General features: G+C 67.0%; 26 protein-coding genes. 16 read left to right on the plus strand and 10 right to left on the minus strand.

What is annotated here, in order from left to right:
- Window positions 1-88 precede the first annotated feature (88 nt).
- Window positions 89-868, minus strand: coding sequence for an ArsR/SmtB family transcription factor (locus tag CRM90_RS26900; RefSeq protein ID WP_102809944.1), 780 nt, complete (start codon window positions 866-868; stop codon window positions 89-91).
- 45 nt (window positions 869-913) lie between these two features.
- Complete coding sequence (locus CRM90_RS26905) at window positions 914-1660, minus strand: enoyl-CoA hydratase (protein ID WP_102809945.1); 747 nt, start codon at window positions 1658-1660, stop codon at window positions 914-916.
- A 46-nt stretch (window positions 1661-1706) separates the two neighbouring features.
- Between CRM90_RS26905 and CRM90_RS26910 the strand changes: the two genes are divergently transcribed.
- Complete coding sequence (locus tag CRM90_RS26910) at window positions 1707-5042, plus strand: ATP-binding protein (RefSeq protein WP_102809946.1); 3336 nt, start codon at window positions 1707-1709, stop codon at window positions 5040-5042.
- Here CRM90_RS26910 and CRM90_RS26915 read toward each other — a convergent pair.
- The gene (locus tag CRM90_RS26915) at window positions 5032-5721 is read right to left on the minus strand and encodes a hemerythrin domain-containing protein (RefSeq protein WP_102809947.1); all 690 of its coding nucleotides are present in this window, start codon (window positions 5719-5721) and stop codon (window positions 5032-5034) included. The genes CRM90_RS26910 and CRM90_RS26915 overlap by 11 nt on opposite strands.
- Window positions 5722-5878: 157 nt before the next feature.
- On the opposite strand from CRM90_RS26915, the gene CRM90_RS26920 reads away from it, so the two are divergent.
- The 6 genes from CRM90_RS26920 to CRM90_RS26945 all read left to right on the plus strand — a co-directional run bounded on the left by CRM90_RS26920 (window position 5879) and on the right by CRM90_RS26945 (window position 12038).
- Window positions 5879-6538, plus strand: coding sequence for a cysteine hydrolase family protein (locus CRM90_RS26920; protein ID WP_102809967.1), 660 nt, complete (start codon window positions 5879-5881; stop codon window positions 6536-6538).
- A gap of 3 nt (window positions 6539-6541) precedes the next feature.
- Window positions 6542-8098: an acyl-CoA synthetase FdrA gene (gene fdrA, locus CRM90_RS26925; protein ID WP_102809948.1), complete on the plus strand. Its 1557-nt coding sequence runs from the start codon at window positions 6542-6544 to the stop codon at window positions 8096-8098.
- On the plus strand, window positions 8095-9507 hold the full coding sequence (locus tag CRM90_RS26930; RefSeq protein WP_102809949.1) for a YlbE family protein: 1413 nt from the start codon (window positions 8095-8097) through the stop codon (window positions 9505-9507). Before fdrA ends, CRM90_RS26930 begins: the two co-directional genes overlap by 4 nt.
- A complete protein-coding gene (locus CRM90_RS26935; protein ID WP_102809950.1) occupies window positions 9504-10469 on the plus strand; it encodes a carbamate kinase in 966 nt (321 codons plus the stop codon). The genes CRM90_RS26930 and CRM90_RS26935 overlap by 4 nt, the downstream gene beginning before the upstream one ends.
- A 15-nt stretch (window positions 10470-10484) precedes the next feature.
- Entirely contained in the window at window positions 10485-10868 is a 384-nt protein-coding gene (locus CRM90_RS26940) for an allophanate hydrolase-related protein (RefSeq protein WP_199190073.1), read from the plus strand.
- Between the two features lie 78 nt (window positions 10869-10946).
- Entirely contained in the window at window positions 10947-12038 is a 1092-nt protein-coding gene (locus tag CRM90_RS26945; RefSeq protein WP_102809951.1) for a GGDEF domain-containing protein, read from the plus strand.
- Here the strand turns inward: CRM90_RS26945 and CRM90_RS26950 are convergent.
- Window positions 12035-12883, minus strand: a complete 849-nt coding sequence (locus CRM90_RS26950) for a sigma-70 family RNA polymerase sigma factor (protein WP_102809952.1) — start codon at window positions 12881-12883, stop codon at window positions 12035-12037. The genes CRM90_RS26945 and CRM90_RS26950 overlap by 4 nt on opposite strands.
- A gap of 96 nt (window positions 12884-12979) precedes the next feature.
- On the opposite strand from CRM90_RS26950, the gene CRM90_RS26955 reads away from it, so the two are divergent.
- The 3 genes from CRM90_RS26955 to CRM90_RS26965 all read left to right on the plus strand — a co-directional run bounded on the left by CRM90_RS26955 (window position 12980) and on the right by CRM90_RS26965 (window position 14654).
- Window positions 12980-13207 carry a hypothetical protein gene (locus tag CRM90_RS26955; protein WP_233209534.1) on the plus strand — a complete coding sequence of 76 codons (228 nt, stop codon included), beginning with the start codon at window positions 12980-12982 and terminating at the stop codon, window positions 13205-13207.
- Between the two features lie 190 nt (window positions 13208-13397).
- Window positions 13398-14075: an energy-coupling factor ABC transporter permease gene (locus CRM90_RS26960; protein ID WP_102809954.1), complete on the plus strand. Its 678-nt coding sequence runs from the start codon at window positions 13398-13400 to the stop codon at window positions 14073-14075.
- Window positions 14076-14237: 162 nt separating this feature from the next.
- Window positions 14238-14654, plus strand: coding sequence for a hypothetical protein (locus CRM90_RS26965; RefSeq protein ID WP_142391467.1), 417 nt, complete (start codon window positions 14238-14240; stop codon window positions 14652-14654).
- 286 nt (window positions 14655-14940) lie between these two features.
- Here the strand turns inward: CRM90_RS26965 and CRM90_RS26975 are convergent, their stop codons facing one another.
- Window positions 14941-15801: a cyclopropane mycolic acid synthase family methyltransferase gene (locus CRM90_RS26975; RefSeq protein WP_102809957.1), complete on the minus strand. Its 861-nt coding sequence runs from the start codon at window positions 15799-15801 to the stop codon at window positions 14941-14943.
- A gap of 402 nt (window positions 15802-16203) precedes the next feature.
- Complete coding sequence (locus CRM90_RS26980) at window positions 16204-16554, minus strand: hypothetical protein (protein ID WP_233209532.1); 351 nt, start codon at window positions 16552-16554, stop codon at window positions 16204-16206.
- A 263-nt stretch (window positions 16555-16817) separates the two neighbouring features.
- Between CRM90_RS26980 and CRM90_RS26985 the strand changes: the two genes are divergently transcribed.
- The 5 genes from CRM90_RS26985 to CRM90_RS27005 all read left to right on the plus strand — a co-directional run bounded on the left by CRM90_RS26985 (window position 16818) and on the right by CRM90_RS27005 (window position 21033).
- Window positions 16818-18059, plus strand: coding sequence for a L,D-transpeptidase (locus CRM90_RS26985; protein ID WP_102809958.1), 1242 nt, complete (start codon window positions 16818-16820; stop codon window positions 18057-18059).
- Between the two features lie 64 nt (window positions 18060-18123).
- Window positions 18124-18867, plus strand: coding sequence for a DsbA family protein (locus CRM90_RS26990; RefSeq protein ID WP_102809959.1), 744 nt, complete (start codon window positions 18124-18126; stop codon window positions 18865-18867).
- Complete coding sequence (locus CRM90_RS26995) at window positions 18864-19739, plus strand: cytochrome c biogenesis CcdA family protein (protein WP_102809960.1); 876 nt, start codon at window positions 18864-18866, stop codon at window positions 19737-19739. Before CRM90_RS26990 ends, CRM90_RS26995 begins: the two co-directional genes overlap by 4 nt.
- A complete protein-coding gene (locus CRM90_RS27000; protein WP_102809961.1) occupies window positions 19730-20104 on the plus strand; it encodes a BlaI/MecI/CopY family transcriptional regulator in 375 nt (124 codons plus the stop codon). Before CRM90_RS26995 ends, CRM90_RS27000 begins: the two co-directional genes overlap by 10 nt.
- Window positions 20101-21033 (plus strand): M56 family metallopeptidase, encoded by a 933-nt coding sequence (locus CRM90_RS27005; RefSeq protein ID WP_102809962.1) that lies wholly within the window; start codon window positions 20101-20103, stop codon window positions 21031-21033. The genes CRM90_RS27000 and CRM90_RS27005 overlap by 4 nt, the downstream gene beginning before the upstream one ends.
- A gap of 20 nt (window positions 21034-21053) precedes the next feature.
- Here CRM90_RS27005 and CRM90_RS27010 read toward each other — a convergent pair whose 3' ends face one another.
- The 4 genes from CRM90_RS27010 to CRM90_RS31600 form a co-directional block, all read right to left on the minus strand.
- A complete protein-coding gene (locus CRM90_RS27010; protein WP_102809963.1) occupies window positions 21054-21488 on the minus strand; it encodes a hypothetical protein in 435 nt (144 codons plus the stop codon).
- Between the two features lie 123 nt (window positions 21489-21611).
- Window positions 21612-22961, minus strand: a complete 1350-nt coding sequence (locus tag CRM90_RS27015; protein WP_102809964.1) for an MBL fold metallo-hydrolase — start codon at window positions 22959-22961, stop codon at window positions 21612-21614.
- A 20-nt stretch (window positions 22962-22981) separates the two neighbouring features.
- Entirely contained in the window at window positions 22982-23755 is a 774-nt protein-coding gene (locus CRM90_RS27020; protein ID WP_102809965.1) for a sulfite exporter TauE/SafE family protein, read from the minus strand.
- Window positions 23756-23761: 6 nt separating this feature from the next.
- Window positions 23762-23980 (minus strand): DUF8730 family Cys-rich protein, encoded by a 219-nt coding sequence (locus CRM90_RS31600; protein ID WP_502693329.1) that lies wholly within the window; start codon window positions 23978-23980, stop codon window positions 23762-23764.
- A 397-nt stretch (window positions 23981-24377) separates the two neighbouring features.
- Here CRM90_RS31600 and CRM90_RS27025 point away from each other — a divergent pair, with 397 nt between their 5' ends.
- Window positions 24378-25589, plus strand: coding sequence for a Fic family protein (locus CRM90_RS27025; RefSeq protein WP_102809966.1), 1212 nt, complete (start codon window positions 24378-24380; stop codon window positions 25587-25589).
- Window positions 25590-25775 lie beyond the last annotated feature (186 nt).

Genomic DNA, 25775 nt, shown 5'->3' on the forward strand with positions numbered 1-25775 from the left:
TACTGTCCAAACCGTCCGACCCACCCGCTGTTGCACTAGCCCCTTGAATCCGCCGACCGTTCACCAACGACAACTCGCACGCTCGACGTCAGACGTGGGCGTGAAACTCCCACGGCGCGGTGGGCAACACGTCGCCGGTCTCCAGCAGCGTTTTGAGATTGGCGAACACTGTCGGCCAGCCCAGCCCGACCGACTCGCGCTCCGCGGGAGACTGGAAATTCGTATGAGTCACAGTCAATTTGACGATATCCCGGAAGGGCTCGATCTCGAACGTCACGATGCTTTCCTCGACGGTCGGATCATCGCTGGGCTCGCCGAATCCGAAGACCAGTCGGCGCGGCCGATCGACCTCTATCACGGTGCCGGCGACGTCGACGATGCCGGACCCGTCGGAGCGGACATGCTCGACGCGGCCGCCGACCTGCCACTCCGATACTTGCGCATGACCCCAGAACTTCGCGGTGAGCTCGGCGTCGGTGAGGGCATGCCACACCTGTTCCGCGCTGGCGTGGATGTAGGTGGTGTAGACGTAATCGGGGATGGTGTCTGACATTGCGCTCTCCTCCGCGTACTGCTTGATCGTGGCCAGGGCCGCCAGCCGAGGCTCTTCGAACTTCCAGATCCAGCGGGTCTGGAGTTGGTGGATCGGTACCGCATTCAGGTAGTGGAGCTTGCGGCGGCCGTCGCGCACCGACGTCACGAGGTTGGCACTCTCGAGAACCTCGAGGTGCTGGCTGACCGACTGCCTGCGCATGTCGAGCCCCTCGCAGAGCTCGCCGAGTGTCAGCCCGGCACGCTCATGAAGCATGTCGAGCAGCCGTCGCCTGCCGGGGTCGGCCAACGCCTTGAAGACCGCGTCCGCGTCCACGGTCGAATTATGCAGGCAATTGCCTGCCTATCGCAACAGGGCAGCTCAGCGCCGCTGCGCGGCGGCCAGCCTGGCCTTGAACTCCGGCGACTCGATGGAGGTGGCCTGCGGGCCCAGCTCGATGTCCTTGGCCGCCTCGTGGTGGTCGGTGTCGAGGAAGCCGGGGATGGCTGTTGCGCGCATGGACGCCTTCGTGGACAACACGACCTCCCGCGGTGCGGCCGCGGGCCCAGCGGCCAGCTCGAGTGCAGCCGCGACGGGATCCTCGGCGACGGTCAGCGCAAGACCATGCCGCACCGCGGCCTCGGCGTCGAAGCGCATACCGAACAGCAGCGCCGCTCGGGCGACCTGCGGGCCGACCGCGCGCTGCAGCATCCAGGTCGCGCCGCCGCCGGGGTGGATGCCGAGCTTCTGGAACCGCGGATCGAACACTGCGTGCGGCCCCGCGATGCGGACGTCGGCAGCCAGTGCCAGGTTCAGTCCGGCGCCCACGGCCGCGCCGTTGACCGCCGCGATGGTCGGCAGCGTGCACCGGCCGACGGCCATGAAGCCGGCGTAGATGCGCTCGAGCCCTTCCTTGGCAGCCGCGCCGAGGGCGGACAGGTCCGCGCCCGCGCAGAAGGCCTTACCCGCGCCGGTGACCACCACGGCATGAGCCTCGGCCTCGGCGGCCTCGACGGCCTCCCGCAACTGTTGGGACATCGCGTCGGTGACGGCGTTACGCCGGTCGGGATCGTTGACGGTGATCAGCGCGACGCGCTCGCGGACTTCGTAAAGAACCAGGTCAGACATTCCGAGTCTCCATCATCGGGAGGCTAGCAGTTAGGGTTTGACCATCATGGCGGCACCGCATCAGCACCCTGTCCGGGTAGCCGTCTTGGGACCCGTCCGGGCCTGGCACGGTTCGGCGCCGGTTGACGTGGGCGGACCGCGGCAGCGTTCCCTGCTGGCGCGACTGGCGCTGGCCAAGGGGCAGGTGGTGTCGGTCGACCGCCTTATCGAGGATCTGTGGCACGGCGAGCCCCCGCCGAAAGCGCTGTCCGCCCTTCAGGCTTACGTCTCGCATCTGCGGCGGGTGCTCGAACCCGGTCGCGAGCGGCGCGCGCCCGCAACGGTCATCGTCAGCGCCGCGCCGGGCTACCGGCTGGCGCTGCCCGCTGATTCCGTCGACGCGTGGTGGTTCGACGAGCAGGTGCGGACGGCGGAGTCCGAACCCGACCCGGCGCGGCGCGTTAACCTCCTTGACGACGCCCTCGAGCACTGGGCCGGTGAACCCTACGCCGAGGTGTCCGACGCTGCCTGGGCCATCGCGGAGATCGCCCGCCTCGCGGAATTGCGGCTCGCTGCAATCGAATTGCGGGCGTCATCCCAGCTGGCGCTGGGGTACCACAACGCCGTCGTCGGTGCCCTGGAACGGGTGGTCCTCGAGCACCCGACCAGAGAGGGGGCGGCCGGCATCCTGGCTACCGCGCTGTACCGGGCCGGCCGGCAGGCCGCCGCGTTGGCGGTGTTGCGCAGCACACGCGATCATCTCGCCGACGAACTGGGACTCGAACCGGGACGGGCGCTGCGCGATCTCGAACGCGACATCCTCAGCCAGGCTGCACATCTCGACGACAATGATCAGCCGGCGGCTCTGCCGCTCCCGCAGGCGCCGGCTCACGTGCCGAACATCGCCGAACTGTCAGCTCCCCATGGTCGTTCTCGTGAGCTGGCGGCGATCGACGCCGCCGCCCACGACGCCCGCCTCGGCGGCAGCCGTCTGGTGTGGGTCGGTGGCGAGGCAGGCGCCGGAAAGACCACCGTCACCGGCGCCGCCGCAGCTCGGTTGCGCGCCGCCGGTTGGACGGTCGCCGCGGGGCGGTGCCCTGAGGTGGACGGCGCGCCGCCGGGGTGGGCGTGGACGGAGGTGCTGCGGCACTTCAGCGATTCCTTCGCCGCCGCCGACCAACGTCACATCCGTGCCCTCGCGCCACTGCTGCACGAGGCCGACGCCACCGTCGACGACCAAAGTACGTTCTGGACAGCGCATGCCGTCGCGGACGTGATCGGGCGCTCCGCCACCGTCCAACCGGTCGCGGTGCTTTTGGACGATCTGCACCGGACGGACGGCCTCACCCTGGAACTGCTGCGATTGGTCATCCACGAATTGCAGGACCGACCGGTACTGGTCGTGGCCACGTACCGGCCGTCGGAGTCGGGAACCGAATTGGCGGCGGCACGCGCGGCGCTCGCAGTCCGCACAGTCGCGCACCTGAGCATCGGCGGTTTGGGCGCAGAGGCGACGACTGCGCTCGCCGCCGACTGTGGCTTGACCGATCTCACCGAGAACGAGTCTCGGCTGCTGCACGACCGCACCGGCGGCAACCCGCTCTTCGTGCGGGAACTCGCGCGTCTGATGATGTCGGAGGGACTCGATACCGCGCGGGTCGCGGTACCGAGCGGGGTGGGGGATGTGCTGCGGCGCAGACTCGTTCGCCTCCCCGGCGCGACGGTGACCGCACTGCGCCAGGCTGCCGTGCTCGGCCGGGATATCGACGTCGATCTGCTCGCCGAACTCGCGCAGCGCGACGCCGACGACGTACTCGAGGCACTCGAACCTGCGGTGCTGGTCGGTCTGCTGGAGGAGCCCGGCCCCGGCCAGGTCAAGTTCGCGCATGCATTGGTGCGCGACACGCTGTACGAAGACACGTCGCTGCTGCGTCGGTCCCGTCTGCACGCGGCCGTGCTGGACCTGCTGCTGGCCCGGTCGACGGATCCGGCAGCGCTGGCCTATCACGCCGTTGCGGCTGCGACACCGGCCAGCGCGGCCGCCGCCGCCGAACTGGCGATGGCCGCAGGCCACGAGGCAGACCGGGTTGGCGCCCCTGCCGAGGCGGCCCGGCAATGGCAGGCCGCGGTCCGGATGCTGGAGCTGGCCAACCGCGCCGAGGCCGGGCCGCCGGACGTCGAACGAACCATCGAGGCCTACTGCGGATGGGTGGCCGCAACGGCTCGGGTCGGTGATGTGGTCGCCGCCCGTGATGCCCTGAAAGAGGCTCTGCCGCTTGCTGATGGGTCCGACGAACGCGTGGCCCGGGTGCTGACGGCGTGGGATGCGCCGCTGATCTGGCGGGTGCGGATCGATGACCACGCCGACGCCGACATCGTTGGCCCGCTGCAACGAGTGCTCCGCGGCGAGCTGCCGTCGGCGGTCCGGGTGCGGCTGCTCACCACGTTGTTCGCCGAGTTGGAGGGCGCCGACCATGACGCCGCGCTGGCCGCGAGCGCCGAGGCGCTCATGCTGGCGCGGGCACTCTACAAGCAAGATCCGCAGATGCACGGCCGCCTGCTGTGCGCGGCGCTCAATGCTCGCGCCTATGCCGCGCTGGGCCCGGATCTGGCCCACGAACGCGAGCGGCTGACCGACGAGTTCCTCTCCGTCGCAGAGGCATCCGCCGCAGTCGACTATCAGGCCGTCGCGCACTGGCTGGCATTCCTGGCCGCGGCCGGTCGCTCCGACCTGGTGGCCGCCCTTGACCATGTCGACCTTGCGGTGGCCAGGGCCGGCACCGGACAGCTGGCGCCGCTGCTGACGGTGCTGGAGGTGTTCACCGCTCAGCTGAGCGTGCTGGCCGGCCGAATCGACGACGGTGAGCGTCGCTACGTCGCCGCCGCCCGCCGATTGGCCGAGCAGGGCACCGCCAACGGCGCGCAGATGGGCCTGGTCGGCCGGTTCACCGCGGGTCTGACCCGCGGAGAACTGGCGCCCCTGGCCGACGACCTGCTGGCCGTGCACATGTACGTCTCGACCTCGATTGCCGACGGCGCGGTCCTGGCGCTGATGAGCGCCGGCCGCGAGGCCGAGGCCCGGCAGATCTGGGCGAACCAGCAGCCGGTCGAGCGGTCTTACTACTGGCTGGCCATGACGACGCTGCGGGCGCACGCCGCCGTCGCGCTCGGCGACGCCGACGCCGCGATCCGATGTGCTGAAGAACTGCAACCTTTTTCGGGACGGATGGCGGGACTCGACAACGGCAGCCTGTTGACCGGCCCGGTCGATGACGCGCTGGCCGCCATCGCCGAATTGCTGGGCGACGGCGACGCCGTGCGACGGTACCGGGCCGCCGCCGCCGCGCTGAAGACTCAGCTGGCGGCCGAGGCGGCCCGGCTGGTCGACCGGGTCAGCCGCTGAACACCTCGTTCTCGAATTTCTTGTGCCGCCTGGTCAAGACAGCCAACAGCAAACGAAGAACGGGGCTGACTTGCTTGGCCACTGCCGCCCGCTCATCGTCGGTGGCCGCCCCCACCGTGCGCGGCCCGTCGAAGGTCAGCCGTCCCGTCCGCTGTGCGGTCTTCTCCACGACCTGCCAGTCGGCGACCGACACGTGACGGCGGATCACCGGGAAGATGTCGCGTTCCTCTTCGGCGATGTGCTCGGTGAGCAGGTTGCGCAGATCGGTCAGCTCGGCGCCCAGCAGCGCGGCGGTGCGGCGATCGCCACCGGCGACCCGGAATGCGTTGGCCCGATGCGCGATGATCTCGAGGCGCGGATCGAGTGCGGCGTGGTCGTCGGTCAGCTCGGTCAGGTCGACGATGTCTTTCGCGCAGGCGTCGATCACCGGCCACAGCACGGTGTCCTCGACGGTGTGGTGGTGGTGGATGGATTCGCAGAGCAGGTCGGTGTAGCGGGCGATCGCCTGGGCGCGGCGAGTCGAGCAGCGCTGCCGGCCCTCGCCGATGTCGGTCACCGCGGCGGCCAGGCGCCTGACGTCGGTGAGCATCGCCCGGTGCGCCAGCGTGATGCCGATCAGGTCGGGCTGGGGGTCGTGGGGCCGGCGGGGGGTGACGGTGACGGGCTGTGGTGTTTTCATGCGACGACCATGGCCGGTCGCACTTGTAAGACACTTGCGATCGACTTGTGGTCCGTCGGGGGAGATTGTTTACACCGCGGAAATGTTCACCCGCGCGATCGGCTGCCGGTTACGTTTCAATGAATCCGCCAGACCGGCCGTCAGAAGGGAACCCCAGGTGGCAACGATCAACGCCGAGCCCTTCCCTCTCGATCTCGACGTCGCGAGCACCGCGCTGGTGATTATCGACATGCAGCGCGACTTCGTGCTGCCCGGCGGATTCGGTGAGGCGCTGGGCAACGACACCTCCCTGCTGCTGGCCGCGGTCGAACCGATCGAGCGGGTGCTGGCTCAGGCTCGCACGATCGGCATGCTGGTCATCCACACCCGGGAGGGCCACCGGCCCGACCTGACCGACTGCCCGCCGGCCAAGCTGCACCGCGGCGGCAAGACGTTCATCGGCGAACCCGGCCCCATGGGCCGCATCCTGGTTCGCGGCGAGCAGGGCCACGACATCATCGAGCAGCTGTATCCCATCGACGGCGAACCGGTGATCGACAAACCCGGCAAGGGCAGCTTCCACGCCACCGACCTCGGCCAGATCCTGGCTGACCGCGGCATCAAGACGCTGGTGGTCTGCGGGGTGACCACCGAGGTCTGCGTCCACACCACGGTTCGCGAAGCCAACGACCGCGGCTATGAATGCCTGGTGCTCAGCGACTGCGTGGCGTCGTATTTTCCGGAGTTCCAGCGGGTGGCGCTCGAGATGATCAAGGCGCAGGGCGCCATCTTCGGGTGGGTGGCCGACGCCGACGAGTTCATCGCGGCGACATCCTGACGCATGGCCATCAGTTCGCGGTCTTATCCCAACCTGTACAAGGACTCGGTGTCCTTGATGACGGTGTCGGCGCGGGTGACATCGATACCCGGCATCGCGGCCGCGTCGGTGGTGATGGCGTCGGCCACCAACGTCGACAACCTCGCCCAAGCCGGCCTCGGTGCATTCGAGGTTCGGCCCAACGATCTGATCGTCGCGGTGTCGGGCAGCGACGAAGCCTGCGACGAGGCGCTCGCCGTGGCCGACACGCTGTTGTCGGCGTCGCCTCCCGACAGCGGCGAACAGGCGTCGGCGGCACCGACCACCAGCATCCAGATGGCCGTCGCCACCGATCCCGCGCTCAACCTGGCGCTGATCTCGGTGCCCGGCGACTACGCCGCGGCCGAGGCGATGAAGGCACTCCGGCTGGGCATGGACGTCATGGTGTTCAGCGACAACGTCACCCCGGACGCCGAGTTGGCGCTCAAGGACTACGCCCAAGCCCACGACCTGATGGTGATGGGCCCGGACTGCGGCACCGCGATCATCAACGGCATCCCGCTGGGTTTCGCCAACGTGGTGCGGCGCGGCCCGATCGGGGTGGTCGGCGCTTCCGGTACCGGCACCCAGGAAGTGACCGTCCGGATTCATCAGAACGGTTCCGGGGTCTCGCACGCGCTCGGCACCGGTGGCCACGACCTGGCCGAGGCGATCGGCGGCATCTCCATGCTGCACGGCTTGGCCGCCCTCGACACCGACCCTGCCACCACGGTGATCGTGCTGGTGTCCAAACCGCCATCGGCGAATGTGGCCGCGAAAGTGCTTGCCGCAGCGCAGGACAGCGCCAAACCGGTCGTCGTCATCTTCCTCGGCGCCGACCCCGCGTCCATCACCCGCGACGGCGTGTACGGCGCGGCGTCGCTTGCGCAGGCCGCGGACATGGCCGTCGAACTGGCCGGTGGCGGGCAGCCGACCGCCACCGGGATCACCATCTCAACTGAGATGAGCCGAACTCTGAGCGATCTCGCGGATGCGATGGCGCCGAGCCAGCGGTACGTCCGGGGCATCTTCTCTGGCGGCACCTTCTGTTATGAAGCGCAGCTGATCCACCGCGCCCACGGTGTGACCGCCCAGTCGAACACCCCGATAGAGGGCAACACCGCGCTGGCCGACCTCCGCATGAGTCAGGGGTACACCATCCTCGACATGGGCGACGATGAATTCACCCGCGGGAAGCCACATCCCATGATCGACCCGTCACAGAAGGACGCCCGCATCCGAGACGAGATCGCCGACCCCGCCACGGCAGTCGTGTTGTTCGACGTGGTGCTGGGCTACGGCTCGGCCGATGACCCGACGGCGGAACTGGTTTCGATCATCGAGACGGGTGCTGCCGCGGCCCGTGCCGAAGGCCGGACGGTCGCCTTCGTCGGCTACGTCTGCGGCACCGAACTGGACCCGCAGGACCGCACCAAGGCCGTCGCCGCCCTGCAGTCAGCCGGGGTGCTGGTCGCGTCGAGCAACGCGGAGGCGGCCCTGTGGTCCGCCACACTGGTCACCTCGCGGGGAGGCGATCGATGAAAGAGCTTCTCCAGCAGGATCTCAACGTCGTCAACGTCGGACTGCAGAGTTTCGCCTCGAACATCACCGCGGCCGGCGGCCGGGCCACCTCCGTCACCTGGGCGCCACCGGCAGGCGCCGACGCGAAATTGGGCTGGACGCTGGCGACCCTGATCGGTGACCCGCGAATCGAGGCCGCCAACGCTGTCGCCTTCGAGCGGTACCTGGGCGCGCAACCGCGACTGGTCGACCTGGTTCGCGCCGGGGAGGTGATGGCCGGGCTCGGTCCTGGTGAACGCCGCATCCTGCATGCCGGGCCGCCGATCGACTGGCCCGACATGTGCGGGCCGCAGCGCGGCGCCATCGCCGGGGCGATCCTCTACGAAGGCTGGGCCGATGACCTCGATGCCGCCGAAAAGCTGGCGGGCAGTGGGGAAGTGGCACTCGATCCGTGCCACGAGCACGGTGCGGTCGGACCGATGGCCGGCATCATCAGCCCGTCGATGCCGGTGTGGGTGGTGGAGAACACCGCTAGCGGGAACCGCGCCTACAGCAACCTCAACGAGGGCCTGGGCAAGGTGCTGCGGTTCGGCGCCAACTCGCCCGACGTGCTCGAGCGGCTGCGGTGGCTGGGCAGCGACTTCTTCACCACCATGCAGGTCGCGGTGCGCGGGCTCGCCGATCCCGATCTCAAACCACTGATGGCACAAGCCCTGCACATGGGCGACGAGCTGCACAACCGCAACGCCGCCGCGTCCGGTCTGCTGTTCAAACGGTTGACACTGGCACTGCTGGGATCTGATCTCGCCTCCGACGCGGTGCGGCGTGCATTGGAATTCGTCGCAGGCAACGATCACTTCTTCCTCAACATCTCGATGGCCGCGGCCAAGTCGATGTCGGACGCCGCCGCCGGCGTGCCGGGCAGCAGCATGGTCACCGTGATGGCCCGCAACGGTGTCAACTTCGGTATCAAGCTGTCCGGCACCGGAAATCAGTGGTTCCAGGCTCCCGCCAATCCCGTTGACGGACTGTACTTCCCGGGGTACACGGTCGATGACGCGGCCGCCGACCTCGGCGACTCGGCAATCACCGAGACCAACGGGCTGGGTGGCTTCGCGATGGCCGCCTCACCGGCGATCGTCCAGTTCGTCGGTGGCACCCCGGCCGACGCGACCGCCAACAGCCGCCGGATGCTGTCCATCACGCTGGGCACCAACCCCGCATTCACCCTGCCGCCGTTGAACTTCGGCGGAACACCGGCCGGAATCGACGCCCGTCTGGTCGCCGACTCGGGCGTCCTGCCCATCATCAACACCGGGATCGCGCACCGCCACGCCGGTGTCGGGCAGATCGGCGCGGGCATCACCACCGCGCCGATGGACTGCTTCACCGGTGCTCTGGCCGCGCTGGCGTCGGGACTGCAGGAGTGAGCACCGCGATCGTCGCGTTCGGCGGCAACGCGTTGGTCACCGACGCCGAACACGACTCCATTCCCCAGCAATACGACACGGTTAGCCGCACCGTCGGCCCGCTGATCGACATGGTGGAGCAAGGCTGGAAACTCGTTGTCTCCCACGGGAACGGCCCGCAGGTCGGATTCATTCTGCGACGCTCGGAGCTCGCGCAGGACGAGGTGGATCCGGTTCCGGTGGATTACGCCGTGGCAGATACCCAGGGCGCGATCGGCTACATGTTCGTCAAAGCTCTGCGCAACGAGCTAGCTCGCCGGGGTTTGTCGCGACCGGTGGTGGCTCTCGTCACGCACTCGGTGGTCAGCGTCGACGACCCGGCCTTCACCAACCCCACCAAACCGGTCGGCTCGTTCCTGACCGAGGATCGGGCCCGGGCGCTGGCGGAGAATCTGGGCTGGACCATCGCCGAAGACGCCGGCCGCGGCTGGCGGCGCACGGTGGCATCCCCGCGACCGACCACCATCCTGGAAACCGACGTGATCCGGCGGCTGCTCGACGACGGCGCCATTGTCGTCGCGGTCGGCGGCGGAGGCATCCCGGTGGCGCTCGACGCCGACGGCACGGTCGTCGGCGTGGAGGCCGTCATCGACAAGGACATCGCCTCGGGGCTGCTGGCCCATGAGCTGGGTGCCGAGCTGCTGCTGATCCCGACCGGGGTCGCGCGGGTGGCGATCGGGTTCGGCACGCCCGCCGAGACCTGGCTGGACACCATCACCGTGGGCCAGGCCCGCGACTACATCGCGTCCGGCCAGTTCGGCAAGGGGTCGATGGAACCCAAAGTGGAAGCGGTTGCCGATTTCGTCGCCACCACGCCAGGTTCGGTCGGCGTCATCGGTGCCGCGGAGGAGATCCCGGCCATCCTGGCCGGTACATCGGGCACCCGGATCGTCGGCGACGCACCGGGTCCCGCAGTGGAGTAGAAGGGAAGTGACGCAGTGCTGTTGGCGGTCAACGGAACACTGATGCGGGGGCTGAAACTCTCGCCCAACATGGCCGCCGCCGGAGCCACGTTCCTGCGGGAGGCCACCACTGAGCCGGTGTACCGGCTGTGGACGATCAACGATGAACACCCGGCGATGATTCGCGTCACCGACGGCTCGGGTGTCGGCGTGGCCGTCGAGGTGTGGGAGGTACCCGCCGCGGGGCTGGCCGGGATCCTGCTCAACGAGCCGCCGGGGCTGTCGATCGGCAAGGTGAACCTGGACGACGGCTCGACGGTCCTCGGGGTGATCGGGGAACCCGCGCTGGTCGAGGGGCAGCGGGAGATCACGGAGTTCGGCGGGTGGCGGGCCTACACCGCCGCCGGCGGGGATGTGTGACCAGAAGGCTATAGCCACCTTCAGTGGTGACCGATAGCATCCGCCCCACATACTGACCACTACGTCAAAGGCCTTCGCATGGGTGAGCGCGAGTTCGCCATCGCTACCGCGGTGCTCCGCGCGACCGGCTATTTGACCGCGATCCGCATCTTCATCGGGGTGGCGTGTATCAGCCTGGGGCTGCTGAGCTCACTGGAGCAGATTCAATCCATCCAGCCGCTGGGACCGCACGGCCTGCTGGCCCGTGGCGTTCACCTGTTTCTCCTGGTGTCAGCCTTGCTCATCGGTGGTCTGTGGCTGGCCCGCCCGTGGCCGGGGTATCGGCTGGCCGTCGCGTTCGCGGTGTGGGGCGATGTCGCGCTCGCGGTGTCCGGTGCCACGCTCGCCGCGCCCGAGGCGCGGCTGGCGGCCACCGTCTACATGTGCCTGATCGGTGTTTTCGCCGCCGTGCTGCTGGGCTATCGGGTGCTGTTCCTGCACTGCGGTTTCGCGACCGCGACAATTCTGGCCTTCACGTGGGTCGGTGTGCAGTTCGACGGGGCGCGGCCTGCCGAGCTCTCGCTGTACTTCCTGCCCGCGCTGACGACAGTGGTCGTGATGCCGGCGATCGCGGCGATGGTCATCGAGGGCACTCGCCGCAGCATCAGCGCCACGGCGTATGCGGCGAACCGTGATTCTCTGACCGGGCTGCTGAACCGGCGGGGTCTCTACTCCGAGACCGGGACCACGTGGGCTCGGCGTCCGCGCGGTTCGGTGCTCGCGGTCGTTGTCATCGACCTCGACGGGTTCAAACGGCTCAACGACGACCACGGGCACGGCACCGGTGACGCCACGCTGCGGGCGGTGGCCGAGCAGCTGACCAAGCTGATCCGGACCCGCGATATCGCCGCACGGATCGGTGGCGACGAATTCGTGGTCGTGGCAAGCCTTTTGGACGAGCACGACCTGGACAGTTTCGTCCGGCGGGTGCAGGCGCTGACGTTGCGTGATCCCAACGGGCAGTTCCTTCGGTTCAGCGTCGGGGTCACCTGGGAGCACGTCGATGGTGTAGTCGATCTCGACTCCATTCTGCATCGCGCCGACGACGCGATGTATCGCGCGAAGCGGGTCGGTGGCGGAACCGTCGTGGTGGTGGAACCGCCGGGCGCCGAGGAGCAGGCCGCGGTTTAACCCCGCGTCGCGGCGCCCTCTCGCCGTCGCACCCCGGCCAGCACGTCGGGCTCGGCGCGGAACTGGAGACGGCGCACCTGCCCGTCCTTGATCGTGAAGTCGAACGCGACCTTGACCTCGCCGCGGTGAATCCAGGCCGACCCGGGCCGGTCGTCGACGAAGACCGGAAACGCTGCGGCGGCAGCGCCGTTGAAGAAGGTGGCCACCTCGTCGCGGCCTTCGATGTGGGCCGGCGTGCCGAGAGCGGCCGCGGCGGCGTCGGCGGAGACCGTCACGTCGGGTGCGAGGAGGTGCAGCAGCCGGGTGAAGTCGCCGTCGCGCGCGGCGGTCATGAACGCGTCGACGACCTCCCAGTCGGCGAGAGCATCCTCGGGCGACGCCGGGCGCACCTTGGCCCGCGCCCGGGACGCCAGCTTGCGTGCGGCGACCGGGGTGGTGTCGAGCATCGACGCGATCAGCTCGAAGTCCACGCCGAAGCTGTCGTGCAGGACGAAGGACACCCGTTCGGCGGGTGTCAACCGGTCGAGCACCACTTGCAGCGCGATGCCGACGGTGTCGGCCAGCACCACGTCGTCGGCGGGGTCGGGCGCGGTCTCCTCGACCTCGATCGACTCGGTGGGCACCGGTGTGCGGGCCCGGAGCCGGTCGAGGCACAGCCGAGAGGTCACGGTGGTGAGCCAGCCCGCGAGGTTGTCGATCGGTTCGTCGGTGGCATGCAGCCGCAGCCACGCCTGTTGGACAACGTCCTGTGCCGCGTCGGCGTCGCTCAGAATCCGCGCTGCGATGCGCTGTAGGCGCGGGCGTTCGGCCTCGAAGCCGTCGCGCAGCTGATCGTCACTCACCATGGGCGGTCACACTTTCGTCGTCGGGTGCGTCAACATCTTGACGCGCCCGGACGGCCGGGTGTGACACCGACAGGAGGAGTTAGCCCCGTGAAGACCATGACCTGCCAAGACCTGGGTGGCCCATGCGATCTCGAGCACCGCGGTGACACCGCCGACGACATCATCAAGGCACAGGATCAGCACCTCAAGGATGTGGTCTCCGGTGGCGATGACGCCCACGTGCTCGCGCGCGAGGACATGAAGGGCCGCTGGCGCCACCCCATCAAGTCGATGGGGTGGTACAACGACGTCAAGAAGCGGTTCGCTGAGCTGCCGGAGATATGAGTCGGCGCTAGGTCCCTAGAACCACAGCGGTGAGTTGACGCACACGACGCCTTCATTAGTCGCATGTGGTGGATGCCTGGTTCCCGTGATTTCGGTTCGATGGGGACTCAGCGCCGAGCGAAGACGATTTCGAGAATTCGTGTTTAACTCTATTGCGAGCCAACGCTTTAGGAGAGAGGTCGGGTCCGGCGTGCACATCGAACCGGGAATTGTCGAAGGTCCTAAACTCATCTTGAGTTATGTCACTGCCGGGGGAGCGGGTGCGTACGCGCTCTATCTCGCGTCGAGTGTGGTCAAGGACCGGGGACTGGCGTCATTGCTGTCCCGGATCGTGGCGACGACGGGCCTGGTGTTCGTGTTTTTCCAGGTCTTCCCGCACTATCCGGTCGGCATCTCCGAAGTGCACCTCATCTTGGGGTCGACGCTGTTCCTGATCTTCGGTGCCGCGCCTGCTGCCTTTGGTTTGGCGGGCGGCTTGCTGTTGCAGGGAGTCTTCTTCGCGCCCTTCGACCTTCCGCAATATGGGATGAATGTCACCACGTTGCTCGTGCCACTGTTCGCGCTGCAGTTCGTCGCGCACAAGGTGATCGCGCGGGAGACGCCGTACGTGGAGTTGAGATATCGCCAGGCTCTTGCTCTTTCGACTACGTACCAGGCGGGCATAGTTTCCTGGGTTGCGTTCTGGGCACTATATGGCGAAGGCTTTGCAGGCCAGACCGTCAGCGACATCGTGACGTTCGGCGCGGCATACATGACGGTCGTCATCATCGAACCCCTCGCCGACCTCGGCGTGCTCGCGGCAGCCAAGGGGCTGCGTCAGCTGCGAGACAGTCCGATCATCGAACGACGGTTGTTCAACCCCGCCTAGATTCGTCGCCGAGAGGTCGCGGGAACCACCGGCCGGTCAATTGCGACTAGGAGGTCGGTACTGCTGGCGCTGCGGGCGATGAACGGGGATCGAGTGAAAGATGTTCGGCAAGAGTCGATCCGACACGCTCTCGCGGGGATAGAACGCCGTGTACTGGATGAGGTGTGGATCGAGAGACGCCGCTGGCCCGGGTACGCGGCGCTGACGATCCTCCTCCTAGCCTCTACTGCGGCGTGGTGCATCGACGTGATCGGTGAGGTGCGTGCACCCGGGTCATACCGGGTTCCGCTGATTGGCGCCGTGGCCCTGGCAGTTGCGGCCGGCGCATCTGCGTTCGCCTTGAAAGTGCGGCGGTTCCGGGAGTGCTGCGTCGCTGCCTATGCCTGTGGTCTGGCCGCGGTCATCGGCATCGGCGCGCTGTGGTGGGTGCGTACGGGCGGACCGGATGCGCCGATGGCATTGTTGGTGGTCGCCGACTTGGCCGCCGTGATGCTGACCGTCGGATGGCTGTCGGTCGTGGTGAAACCCATCGAACAGTCACAGCCGCAGATGCGTGCCTATTTCGGAACTGACGGTTGATGAACTAGTTCGAGACCTTCTCCATCTGCTTGTCACAGCAGATTTCGGAGTGGGCGGAGTCCGAACAGCACGGGCAGTCCTTCTCGTATCGCAATGTTGAACCGCACTCGGCACATTGATAAGTGTCCCCGGCATTTCGAGCCATACCGCCGTCTCCTTGCTGCTTGAGCGCTCGGTCCGTGTCGCGGATCGGGCCTGTGTCGATGATTTTGCGCTGCACGCGCTCGCCGTGGCGGCGGAATCAGCAGAAAGAAAGAGAAAGGCGAGAGGTCCCGTGCGGGACGCCCTACTTCTCGAGAGTGAACTGGTTGATGTCGATCGAGCCGTTGCGGAACAGGTCGGCGCAGCCGGTCAGGTACTTCATGAATCGGTCGTACACCTCCTGCGACTGCACCTCGATGGCCCTGTCGCGGTTGGCCGCCAAGTTGGCCGCCCAACTCTCGAGCGTCAGAACATAGTGCGGCTGTAGGGAATGGGTGCGGGTCAAGGTGAAGCCGGTCTTGGCCACGTGTTCTTCGATCAGCGCGGCCGACGGCAACTGGCCGCCGGGGAAGATTTCGGTGACGATGAATTTGATGAACCGGCACATCTCGAAGGTCAGCGGCAACCCTCGACGATGCATCTCATACGGATGAAAGCCGCAGATGGTGTGCAGCAACATCACCCCGTCGGCGGGCAGCGCGTGGTACGTCCTGTCGAAAAACGCGCCGTACTTCCGGTGGCCGTAATGCTCCATGGATCCGATGGAGATGATGCGGTCGACCTTCTCGTCGAAGTCCTCCCAGCCTTGGAGGCGTACGTCGAAAGCGCGTCGGGTCGGGATGCGGGCCAGCCGGGCCTCCGCGGCGTCACGTTGTGTCCTGCTGAGCGTGAGCCCGATGACGTTGACGTCGTAACGTTCGATGGCCCGCTGCATGCCGGCCCCCCAGCCGCAGCCCACGTCGAGCAGGGTCATGCCGGGCTCCAGCCGCAGCTTGGACAGCGCGAGGTCGAACTTGGCGATCTGTGCCTCGTCGGTTGTCATGCCGTCGCGCTCGTAGTACCCGCAGGTGTAGCCCATGGTCGGGCCGAGGAAAAGGGCATAGAACTCGTCGGAGATGTCGTAGATCGACTGCATCAGGTCGAAATCTGTTTCGAGCGCAGTCACGGAGACACCCCCCGGGGTTTGAGTTTGCTGGCACGTTTGCCAACAAGCGTAGATCAAACGTTTCCCGCACGCTGTATCTTAAGGGGCGCCTGAGTTCGTGTTGACCGATAGCCAGTCTGCCGACTTAGCCAGAATGCGGCGGGCGGTTGCTCGGGTCATGCCCGACGATGGCCACCTCGGTAGGCGTTGTTGGGTGTGACCTACCTGTGCGGCGGTCGCTGCAGCTCGGTGTCGCGTCCGCCGGCATGGGTGCGGCGTTGGTCGGTCCCGGTGCGGATGTGCCGTCGGTTCCCACCCTGTCCGACAGAGGCTTGGAGAGGAACAGGGACTCATTCATCAGAAATCACTTGACGATTGATCCAGCGCAGGTGACAAGCGGGGGAAAGTAACTGCCCTTTGCGGTTATTGACGCCCTCGACCGCCTGGCGGCCCTTCGCCGATCTTCGCGCCGGGATCCACCCGAGTGCCTGAGTGTCCTTGCAGTGTCCCGTCGATAACGGCGCCACGCATGACCGCAAGGGCACCGCCCTCATTGATGGCATCGCCTCTGCAATAGCCGCGGTGCTTGGCCGTGCCGCCCTGCTCCACAACCAGCCGTTCCACCATGCCGACAATCACGGCATAACCGCCTGGGGCGATAGTGAGCGTGCCTCCGACGTAGCCAACCAGAAGGAGCTTCCCGCCGATCGTCACGCGGACGTCACCGTGAGTCGTGCCGACCTTCACGCGGGGGCCCGAAATGACCGTCGTCATGGTGTCGACGGTACGACGCGTCTGCGTCCTGCTCGACCTCACTTCTCGAGCTCGAGCGAGAAGTGATGGGCCGAGATGCGCATCCGGTGTCTCATGTACAGGCGCTGTGCTGTTGCCCGATCGCGACCGACCCCCGAATCCAAGTGAACCTCGTCGCACTGACAACGCTGCGCCTCATCCACGATCCTACGTAGCTACGGCGTAGATAAGTACGTAGCTGTACCGTTGGAGTCTCCGACCCCTGAGCGAGGAGGTGTTCCGTGATGCCGCTACGACGCGACACGGCCGCACGCGCTGCGACGGCCGCCGCCTTTCTCGCGTTGATCAGTGCTTCTGCCCTGATCTTGGGCGGAACCGACGCCGTCACCACCCCCGGCCCCCCGGGGGTGGTGAGCGCGGCCCCGGTGCCCGAGCGGGTGGTGATCACCCCGGCGGCCGGGGCGCAAAATGTCGAGCCCGCCGGGGTGGTGAAGGTGTCGGCGACCGGCGGTCGCCTGCGCAGCGTCTCATTGGTCAACGAGGCAGGGCGCTCAGTACCCGGCCAGATGTCAGCGGACCGCACGACGTGGCGTCCCGCCGTACCACTGGGGTACGGGCGCACCTACACGCTGAAGGCGGAGACCCGAGGTGTCGAAGGGCCTCCGGCGCAAGGAATCTCGACATTCACAACCTTGGCACCGCGGTCGCAGGCGAGCGTTACGCTGACGTCGACCTCCGGCGCCGAGCTGCGCACGGACGCCACCTACGGTGTCGGCATCGTGGTCGTTGCGGCCTTCGACCGGCCCATCCCCGACCGCGCCGCCGCCGAGGGTGCGCTCACTGTCGCCACCGACCCACCTGTCGACGGCTCGTGGTACTGGATCGACGACCGGACTGCGCATTGGCGACCACGGCAGTATTACGCGCCGGGCACCACGGTTTCTGTCGCTGCAAACATCTACGGCGCCCCACTTGGCAACGGCGTCTACGGCGCCGCGGACCATGCGGTGAGCTTCCGCATCGGCGACTCGCACATCGCCATCGCCGATGACAACACCAAGCAGATCCAGGTGTTCGACAACGGCGAGCTGGTCCGCTCAATGCCGACCTCGATGGGCAAGGGTGGCACACGAACGATCGGCGGCACCACCTTGGCGTTCTGGACCCAGCGCGGGGTCTATACGGTGCTCGACAAGTCGAAGTCGGTCGTCATGGACTCCTCGACCTACGGGCTGCCGGTGGACAGCGGCGGCTACCGGGTGACGGTCGACTACGCAGTTCGGTTGAGCCCCAACGGAATCTATCTCCACCAGCTCGATGACACCGTCTGGGCGCAGGGCAACACCGACGTCTCCCACGGTTGTCTGAACCTCAATGCCGACAATGCGCGCTGGTTCTACGACTTCGCGCGGCCGGGCGACGTCGTCGAGGTGCGCAACACCGGCGGGGACCCGTTGCCGCTGGGGTTGAACGGCGACTGGAGTGTGCCGTGGGACGAATGGCTGCAGGGAGGCGCGCGGAGTTGAAGTCGTGGTACTAATACCTACGTACCTACGACGTAGATACGTAAATATGGAGCGGAGGTGACCCATGGCCGATTCCCGTCGGACCAATGTGGGCAGAGAGATGGTCGTGATCGGCGGCCTCGCCGTCGTCGCGGTGGCGCTGATCCTGGCGCTGGTGATGAAGTCGAACGACGACGACACCGCCGTTGCCGGGCCGTCGGCGCCGGTCGCCCAGATGGTCGAACCCTCGGGTTCCACGCCGACCGGCGGGACGTCTGGGTTGTCGATGGAGCGGCGCGTGTCGGGCGATCCGCTGGCGCTCGGAGACCCCGCCGCACCGGTCGTGATGGTGATGTTCGCCGACTACCGCTGCCCGTTCTGCGCGAAGTTCAGCCGGGACACGGAGCCGGAGATGGTGAAGCGCTTCGTCGACGCGGGCACCCTTCGCATCGAGTGGCGCGACCTGCCGATCTTCGGTGACCAGTCGATGCAGGCGGCCCGCGCCGGCCGTGCCGCCGCCGCTCAGGGCAAGTTCTGGGAGTTCAACCGCGCGGTGTTCGCCGACGCGCCGGACCGCGGCCACAGCAACCTCACCGACGACGTGCTGATCGGGTACGCGCGGCAGGTCGGCGTACCCGACCTTGACCGTTTCGCCAACCAGATGCGCGGCACCGAGTTCAACGCCGCGATCAACGCCGACGTCGAACAGGCCAGCAGCATCGGCGTGCCCAGCACCCCGGCGTTCATCATCAACGGAGTCCCGATGCTAGGTGCCCAGCCCCTCGAAACGTTCGTCGCGGCGGTCACCGAGGCCGCGGACCGCGCGTGACCGGCGTCGGGTTGGCGGGGGCCTTCCTGGGTGGGCTCGCATCGCTGTTGAGCCCGTGTTCGGCGCTACTGTTGCCGTCATTCTTCGCGTACGCCTTCGACCGACTCGGGTTGCTGATCCGTCGGACGCTCGCGTTCTGGGCGGGGCTGTGCCTGGTGCTGGTGCCGCTGGGGGCAGGCGTCGGTGCGGTGGGCGACGCCCTCACCCGCTACCGCAGTGAGATCACAGTGCTCGGCGGCGTCGTCATCGTCGGGTTGGGCGTGATCACCCTGCTCGGCAAGGGATTCGGCTCCTCGGCCGCGCACCGCCTCACCGGGCGGATCAGGATATCGACGACGGCGTCGGTGGTCGCGCTGGGCACGGTGTACGGACTGGCCGGATTCTGCGCCGGCCCGCTGCTGGGCGGAGTGCTGACGATGTCAGCGATGGGCGCCGACCCGCTGTACGGGGGACTGCTGATGGGGGTCTATGCGCTCGGCATGGCGGCGCCGCTCTTCGGGCTTGCTGTTGCGTGGGAGCGATACGATCTCGGCCGCAAGGCTTGGCTGCGGGGGAGGCCAGTACGGCTCGGCCCGTTGCACACCCACAGCAACTCGTTGCTGACCGGCGCTGTGCTGATCCTGCTCGGTGCGCTGTTCGTGGCCACCGATGGCACCGCCTCCCTCCGCGGTGTACTCGGTGTCGATCAGCAGTACGACCTGCAAGTTTGGCTGAGCCGAGCCGCGGCCGGCGCCAGCGATCCGGCAGTGTTGCTGGCGATCGTCGCCGGGTTGATCGTCTGGCGGTCTACTATCGTGCTACGTAGGCGGGTGAGGCCACGGACGCCGGATCCGCCAGAGCACCAAGGGCTGATTGGGGACACGTGGCACTGAGACAGTTCGGCGACCTGGAAGCCGTCCTGATGGACGTGCTCTGGTCGGCCACCGAACCGCTGACCGTCCGCCACGTCCATGGCGAGATCAGCAATACCCGCCAAATCGCGTACACGACGGTCATGTCGACGATGGACAACCTGTTCCGCAAGGGCTGGCTGCTGCGCGACAAGGTCGGGCTGGCCTATCAGTACCGGCCGACGATGAGCCGTGAGGAGCACACGGCCAAGCTGATGCGCACCGTGTTCGAATCCGGTGGCGACAGCGAGTTGATTCTCAACTTCTTCCTAGAGCAACTCAGTGACGACGAATCGGGTCGGCTCAGAGAAGCCGTCCAGCGGTTGTCCCCGGGAGAGAGTTCATGAACGCGGTGACGTTCCTGATCCTCTATGCGGTTGCGTTGAGTTGGCTCACCCCCGCAGTGCTCGCCGGTCCGGCCGTGATCGCGTGGCACCCCCGGCTCGTCGTGGCCGGCTGGCTGGTCGCGGTCGGTACCGCTCTGGCCGCCTGGGCGGGCGCACTGGTGATCCTTGTCGCCGGCGCGATCCACGCCGTGGTCACCCGGTCGGCGCTTACGTTCTGCGTGCAGACGCTCGGCCTCACCGACGCCGTACACCTGCCGTCGTCGGTGGCCACCGCCCTGGTCGTGGCGCTGCTGATCGCCACCACGGCGGTTGCACTGCACACCGGGCACCGACTCATCGTGTCGTTGCTGCGCACCCGCCGCCGTAACCGCGACCATGCGGACGCCGTGCAGATCATCGGACGCCGGACGGAGGATCGCGGCGTCGTAGTGATCGGCGCCGACAAACCCGCCGCTTACTGCGTTTCCGGCGGCGGCAGCCGCGCGATCGTGGTGACCACCGCGGCGCTGCGACTGCTCGACCCCGCTGGTCTGGACGCGGTGCTCGCCCACGAACGGGCCCACATGCGCGGCCGACATCACCACATCATCGCGGTTGTGGCCGCGCTGTCGGCGGCGCTACCGAGGCTCCCGCTGATGCGGGCCGCCGCTCACCACCTGCCGGCGCTGCTGGAGATGTGCGCCGACGACACCGCCGCCCGGCGGCACGGCCGGGAGCCACTGCTGCAGAGCCTGTTCCTGCTCAGCACCGGACGCCCACTGCCCGAAGGGGTGCTGGCCGTGGCGGGAACCGCTGTGTTGGAACGGGTGCGGCGGCTGGCCCAGCCGCCCGCCGCCTCGCGCGGACGGTTCGGCGAACTGGTTGCAGCCTGCGCCATTGCCGCCATCGGGCTCGCGCCCGCGCTGGCGCTGATGCTCTGCACGTATTGAGTCCCTACTGGGCTTGAGTCCTACTGGGTGTCTGCCACGCAGGCGCCCGCGGCGCACGGACGTCGCCGCCAGCGCCACACCACCATCCCGGCCATCAGCGCCACCGACGCCGCCGCCAGGACTGGCTGCACCGGCGCCCACAGGTTGAGCGCCCCGGTGCTGCCCACCGCCGCCAACACCAGCTTGTTGCAGACAGGGCAACCGATCGCGAACGTCGCCAAGGTCGCTCCGCCGACCGCGGGAGCCGCGCCGCGATCTGCCGCTCCGATCCCCACGAACAGCGCGACAAGTATGCCGATCGCCACGAGCACCGGGATCTCCCACCAGCGCACCGGCACCTCCCGGCTGAACCAGGGTGTGTCGATGATGTCGGTCGGCACTGCCATCACGACGACGGTCGTCAACCCCACCGCTGCCGCGCCTAGGAAGTTGAGTGTGGATGCCCGAGAAACCATATCTACGTATTTACTACGTAGGTACGGAGATGTCGAGCCAGGGCCATTCTTCAGCGCAAGCCCGCTATGTCCGAGCCGCCGGATCGGAACTGCGCCTGAACCTGCCCGGGCTTATCGACGCCGTTACCGCATGGTCAGCCCTAACGTGCCCGCCTTGGTAAATGCGTCGTCGATCAAGACGACGTCTCTGCCGACGCGGTCGAGCAGGGACGCGGCGACGGAGGCACGGTAGCCGGACCCGCAGTGCACCCATATTCGACCGGCGGGCACGTCATTCAGCCGATTCGGCAATTCGTGAAGGGGAATGTTGGTGGCACTGCGGATGTGCTCTTCGTCGTATTCATTGCTCTGACGCACGTCGAGGACAGCCGGCGATCCGGAATCGAGTTCTCGAACGAGGTCCGGGAAGTCAGCGACCGGATAGGAACCGAGTGGGCGGCCGTTGCTCAAGTGGTCGATGCCCGCTGTGGCCGCGCCGGTCAGTCGGTCGACACCTATTCGTACCAACTCGCGGGTGGCGTCGGCGACCTGTGCGGCGGAGTCGCCGATCAGCGTGATGGGGGCGCCCCAGTCGTAGAGCCAGCCGAAGTAGCTGACAAACGAACCGGACAGTTCGAAGCCGCGGGTGCCCGGCACGTGTCCTGCGGCGAACGCGGTGCGGTTGCGTAAGTCGACGACCCATTCGCCGTTGTCGATTCGTTGCCGAAGTTCGGAGGGGTCGATTGTTGTTGGAGGTGTCAAGTTGACCGGCGCGGGGCCTTCTCGGTTGATGACGCCCATGTGGGCGTAGTAGGCGGGGTATGCCGACAGCCCGGCCAGCAGTTCGTCGACGAAGCTCTGTTCGTCCTGGGTGAGGGCGGGGTTCGTGTTGCGTTGTTCGCCGATCGTTGAAGCGTCACCCGAAGCGGGTGTGGCCGCACAGAAGCTGCCGAAGCCGTGGGTGGGGTAGATCGGGGTCTCGGCGGGCAGGCGGTCAGCGATCTTACGGACCGAGTGGTACTGCGAGTGAGAGAGCTCTTCGGTCTCGTCGGGACTGATCAGGTCGGTGCGCCCGGTGGTGCCGTAGAGCATGGATCCGCCGGTGAAGACCCCGTGGATGGTGCCGGTGTCGTCACGCAGCACATAGCTGAGGTGGTGATGAGTGTGGCCGGGGGTACGGAGTACCTCGAGTTGGATGGGGCCCGCGTCGATGATGTCGCCGTCGCTGACAGCGTGGCGGGGATAGGCGACGTCGTCGCCGGCGGGCACGGCGTAATCGGCGCCGACGCTGCGGGACAGCTCAAGTCCTCCGGTCACGTAATCGTTGTGCAGGTGGGTTTCGCAGACATGGGTGATACGGGCGTTGCGTTCGTCGGTCAGGGTGAGTATGCGATCGATGTCGCGTTGCGGATCGATCACCACCGCAATGTCGCCGTGGGTGATCAGATAGCTGCGGTCACCGAGGCTGGAGGTTTCGATGATTGAGACGTTCATGCGTTTGCTCCTTGGGATGTTCAGGTAAGGAAGAACGTGTCCACAACTACGTAGGCGGCGACGACGAAGACGAGGTACGCGAACCAGTGCTGCAGGCGGGCGGTATCGGTTCTGGTGCCGAGATATCCGGCAATCAGGGATGCCGCCATCGCTGCGGCGACGAATACGCCGGTGAGCAGCCAGTCCACGCTGATGGCCTGCAGGTGGGAGAAGATGCCGGCGACGGAGTTGGCGATGATGACCAGCAGCGAGGTGCCGACCGCCGTGGACATCTCCACGCCAAGGACCACCACCATCGCGGGGACGATGAGGAAGCCGCCGCCGACGCCGAACAAGCCGGTGAGCAGGCCGACCAGGAGTCCGGCGGCCAGGGACCTCGGGGTACAGCGGCGCCAGTTGACCTGCCCTGATCGGACCTCGCACGCGGTTCCTTTGGCGCCCTGGTCGGTGAGCATGCGGATACCAGCAATCACCATGACGATGGCGAAGCCGACGATCAGGGCTGATTGGGGTAGGTGTCGGCCCAGAGCGCTGCCGGCGATGGTCGCCGGTATTCCGGCGGCGGCGAAGATGCCCGCCATTCGCCAGCGGACCTGGCGTGCGCGGATCTTGGGCAGGACGGCGACGGCGGAGGCTGCGGCGACGACGATAAGCGAGATGGGGATCGCTTGTTGAATGCCGAGTTTCAGGCCGAACACCAGCGCCGGTACCGCAAGGATGGAGCCCCCGCCTCCGAGTAGTCCCAGCAGTACGCCGATCAGTGCACCGAGCACCAGGCCTATTCCTAGCGCCATATAGGGTCACCTACCCGATTCCGCACGATCGAACTTCACGGTCAGACTGCGCGCAGGCGGTCGGGTCGGGGTGTATTGGCGTCCCTGCGAGGTGGACGCCGCGGCCATGACATCGGCGACGTGTTGGCCGCAGCCGTCCCATGTCGCCGTGTCGCAGATCTGGGAAGTCACCGGATAGCACATGCTGGCACTCCTTTCTGAGTTCGGCGTCCGAGACCTTGGCATGAGCGTCGGCCCAGGCGTCGAACTCGCCGAGTAGATCTGACACCTGATCAATTCCTTTGGCGCGCAACAGCGAAGCCGCCACGCTGAACGCAAACCGTCGGCGCATTGCCCCACGACGGGCTGGTCGGTAGGAACGTCCTGGATCCGTAACCGCAACTGCGCCAACGGGTGTGCTGCTGCAGAACCATTCGTCGATTTCTCCCGGTGTGCTGGGGATGGCAGTCGCACCACCCCGTCACGTCAATTCTGCGATACCCATTGGGGTATAAGACGTTGCCTTGGAAGCGATACCCCTACAGGTATCTCCCAAACAATTCGAGCGCCCCGCAACATCGGAATGAAGGCAACCTCGCGCCATGACTTCATCTATTCCTATAAGTGAAGTTAATCTGGGCTGGTGACTTCACTTCACCCCATCACCGCCGACGACGTTCGCTGGGAGCCGCATGGCGGGCGGCACACGGGTGGGGTGCGGCCGAGGTACGGCATCTATCACCCCGCTGTGCCGGCCCACATTGCCGGTTTGGTCTTGGACCTGCCGCCGGCGGTGCTGGCCGAAGCGGAGTCAGTTAGCCGCGAGATCGCGCGGTTCGACGCCGAACTCGGCGGTGAGATCGCACCGTTCGCGTCCGTGTTGCTGTGGTCGGAATCCGCAGCTAGTTCGCAGATCGAAAACCTCACCGCCTCCGCGCGCCAAATCGGCGAGGCTGAGTTGCCCGGTGGAAAGCTTGCTAAGCGGAATGCGGCCCTGGTCGTGGCCAACACTGCGGCGATGAAAGCAGCGGTCGCCCTGTCCGAGACCGTGGACGCCGGTGCGATCCGCGCGATGCACCGCGCGTTGATGGTCAACGATGCCCGCCACACGCCTGGCGAGTTCCGCAGCGAGCCAGTGTGGATCGGAGGTGGGTCCACCCCGATCGGCGCGACGTTTGTCGGCCCTCGCCATGAGTTGATTCCTGCGGCGATCGACGATCTGATCGCTTACACGCAACGGGTCGATGTGCCCGCGCTGCCTCAGATCGCAGTGGCCCACGCACAATTCGAGACCATTCACCCCTTCATCGACGGCAACGGCCGCACCGGCCGCGCTCTGGCGCAAGCCCTACTGCGCAACAAGGGCCTGACGCGTCAGGTCACGGTGCCCGTATCAGCCGGCCTACTCGCCGACACCGACGCGTACTTCGCCGCGCTGACGAGCTACCGCGACGGTGACGCCACGTCGATCGTCCAGCGCTTCTCACAGGCCACCGTCTTGGCGATCGCCAACGGGCGACAACTGATCAGCGAACTTCGCGAGATCCGAGAAACTTGGAACGGCGTGATCATCGCGCGGTCCGACTCCGCGGTGTGGAAGGTCGCCGATCTGTTGACCCGCCGTCCAGTCGTCAACGCCGCCCTGCTGGCGCGGGAGTTAGGCATGGAGTCCACCAACGCTCACCGCTACCTCAACCCGCTCACCAAGGCGGGAATCCTCATCGAGACAACCAATGGAACCCGCAACAGAGTGTGGCGCTCGCCCGAAGTGCTCGCCGCGCTCGACGCTTTCGCCGAACGCGCCGGCCGGCGGGACTGGGCCACGCGTAACCCGGAACCCGGGTCGCAGCCGTAGGGCAGGCAATCGGGTTGACCAACCCGTGGCGACGATGTGGTCACCGGACCGCACACGGATCGATTCCCGCCAACGCCGAATAAACGCCGATCGACCTTATTCAGTCCGGCTAAATACCACCTCTGACCAGCGCCCCCGGCAGTGTGTGGTTCCAGGACATAGGAATGGCGTGTCTCAGGACATCGG

The organism is Mycobacterium sp. ENV421 (genome assembly GCF_002887815.1).
Taxonomy (GTDB): Bacteria; Actinomycetota; Actinomycetes; order Mycobacteriales; family Mycobacteriaceae; genus Mycobacterium.

Bases quoted from the DNA above. Each gene is read 5' to 3' on its own strand.
- CRM90_RS26905 (WP_102809945.1), bottom strand. From the start codon at position 1,660: ATGTCTGACCTGGTTCTTTACGAAGTCCGCGAGCGCGTCGCGCTGATC.
- CRM90_RS26910 (WP_102809946.1), top strand. From the start codon at position 1,707: ATGGCGGCACCGCATCAGCACCCTGTCCGGGTAGCCGTCTTGGGACCC.
- CRM90_RS26915 (WP_102809947.1), bottom strand. From the start codon at position 5,721: ATGAAAACACCACAGCCCGTCACCGTCACCCCCCGCCGGCCCCACGAC.
- fdrA (WP_102809948.1), top strand. From the start codon at position 6,542: ATGGCCATCAGTTCGCGGTCTTATCCCAACCTGTACAAGGACTCGGTG.
- CRM90_RS26930 (WP_102809949.1), top strand. From the start codon at position 8,095: ATGAAAGAGCTTCTCCAGCAGGATCTCAACGTCGTCAACGTCGGACTG.
- CRM90_RS26945 (WP_102809951.1), top strand. From the start codon at position 10,947: ATGGGTGAGCGCGAGTTCGCCATCGCTACCGCGGTGCTCCGCGCGACC.
- CRM90_RS26950 (WP_102809952.1), bottom strand. From the start codon at position 12,883: ATGGTGAGTGACGATCAGCTGCGCGACGGCTTCGAGGCCGAACGCCCG.
- CRM90_RS26955 (WP_233209534.1), top strand. From the start codon at position 12,980: ATGACCTGCCAAGACCTGGGTGGCCCATGCGATCTCGAGCACCGCGGT.
- CRM90_RS26980 (WP_233209532.1), bottom strand. From the start codon at position 16,554: ATGACGACGGTCATTTCGGGCCCCCGCGTGAAGGTCGGCACGACTCAC.
- CRM90_RS26985 (WP_102809958.1), top strand. From the start codon at position 16,818: ATGCCGCTACGACGCGACACGGCCGCACGCGCTGCGACGGCCGCCGCC.
- CRM90_RS26990 (WP_102809959.1), top strand. From the start codon at position 18,124: ATGGCCGATTCCCGTCGGACCAATGTGGGCAGAGAGATGGTCGTGATC.
- CRM90_RS27005 (WP_102809962.1), top strand. From the start codon at position 20,101: ATGAACGCGGTGACGTTCCTGATCCTCTATGCGGTTGCGTTGAGTTGG.
- CRM90_RS27010 (WP_102809963.1), bottom strand. From the start codon at position 21,488: ATGGTTTCTCGGGCATCCACACTCAACTTCCTAGGCGCGGCAGCGGTG.
- CRM90_RS27015 (WP_102809964.1), bottom strand. From the start codon at position 22,961: ATGAACGTCTCAATCATCGAAACCTCCAGCCTCGGTGACCGCAGCTAT.
- CRM90_RS27020 (WP_102809965.1), bottom strand. From the start codon at position 23,755: ATGGCGCTAGGAATAGGCCTGGTGCTCGGTGCACTGATCGGCGTACTG.
- CRM90_RS31600 (WP_502693329.1), bottom strand. From the start codon at position 23,980: ATGCCAAGGTCTCGGACGCCGAACTCAGAAAGGAGTGCCAGCATGTGC.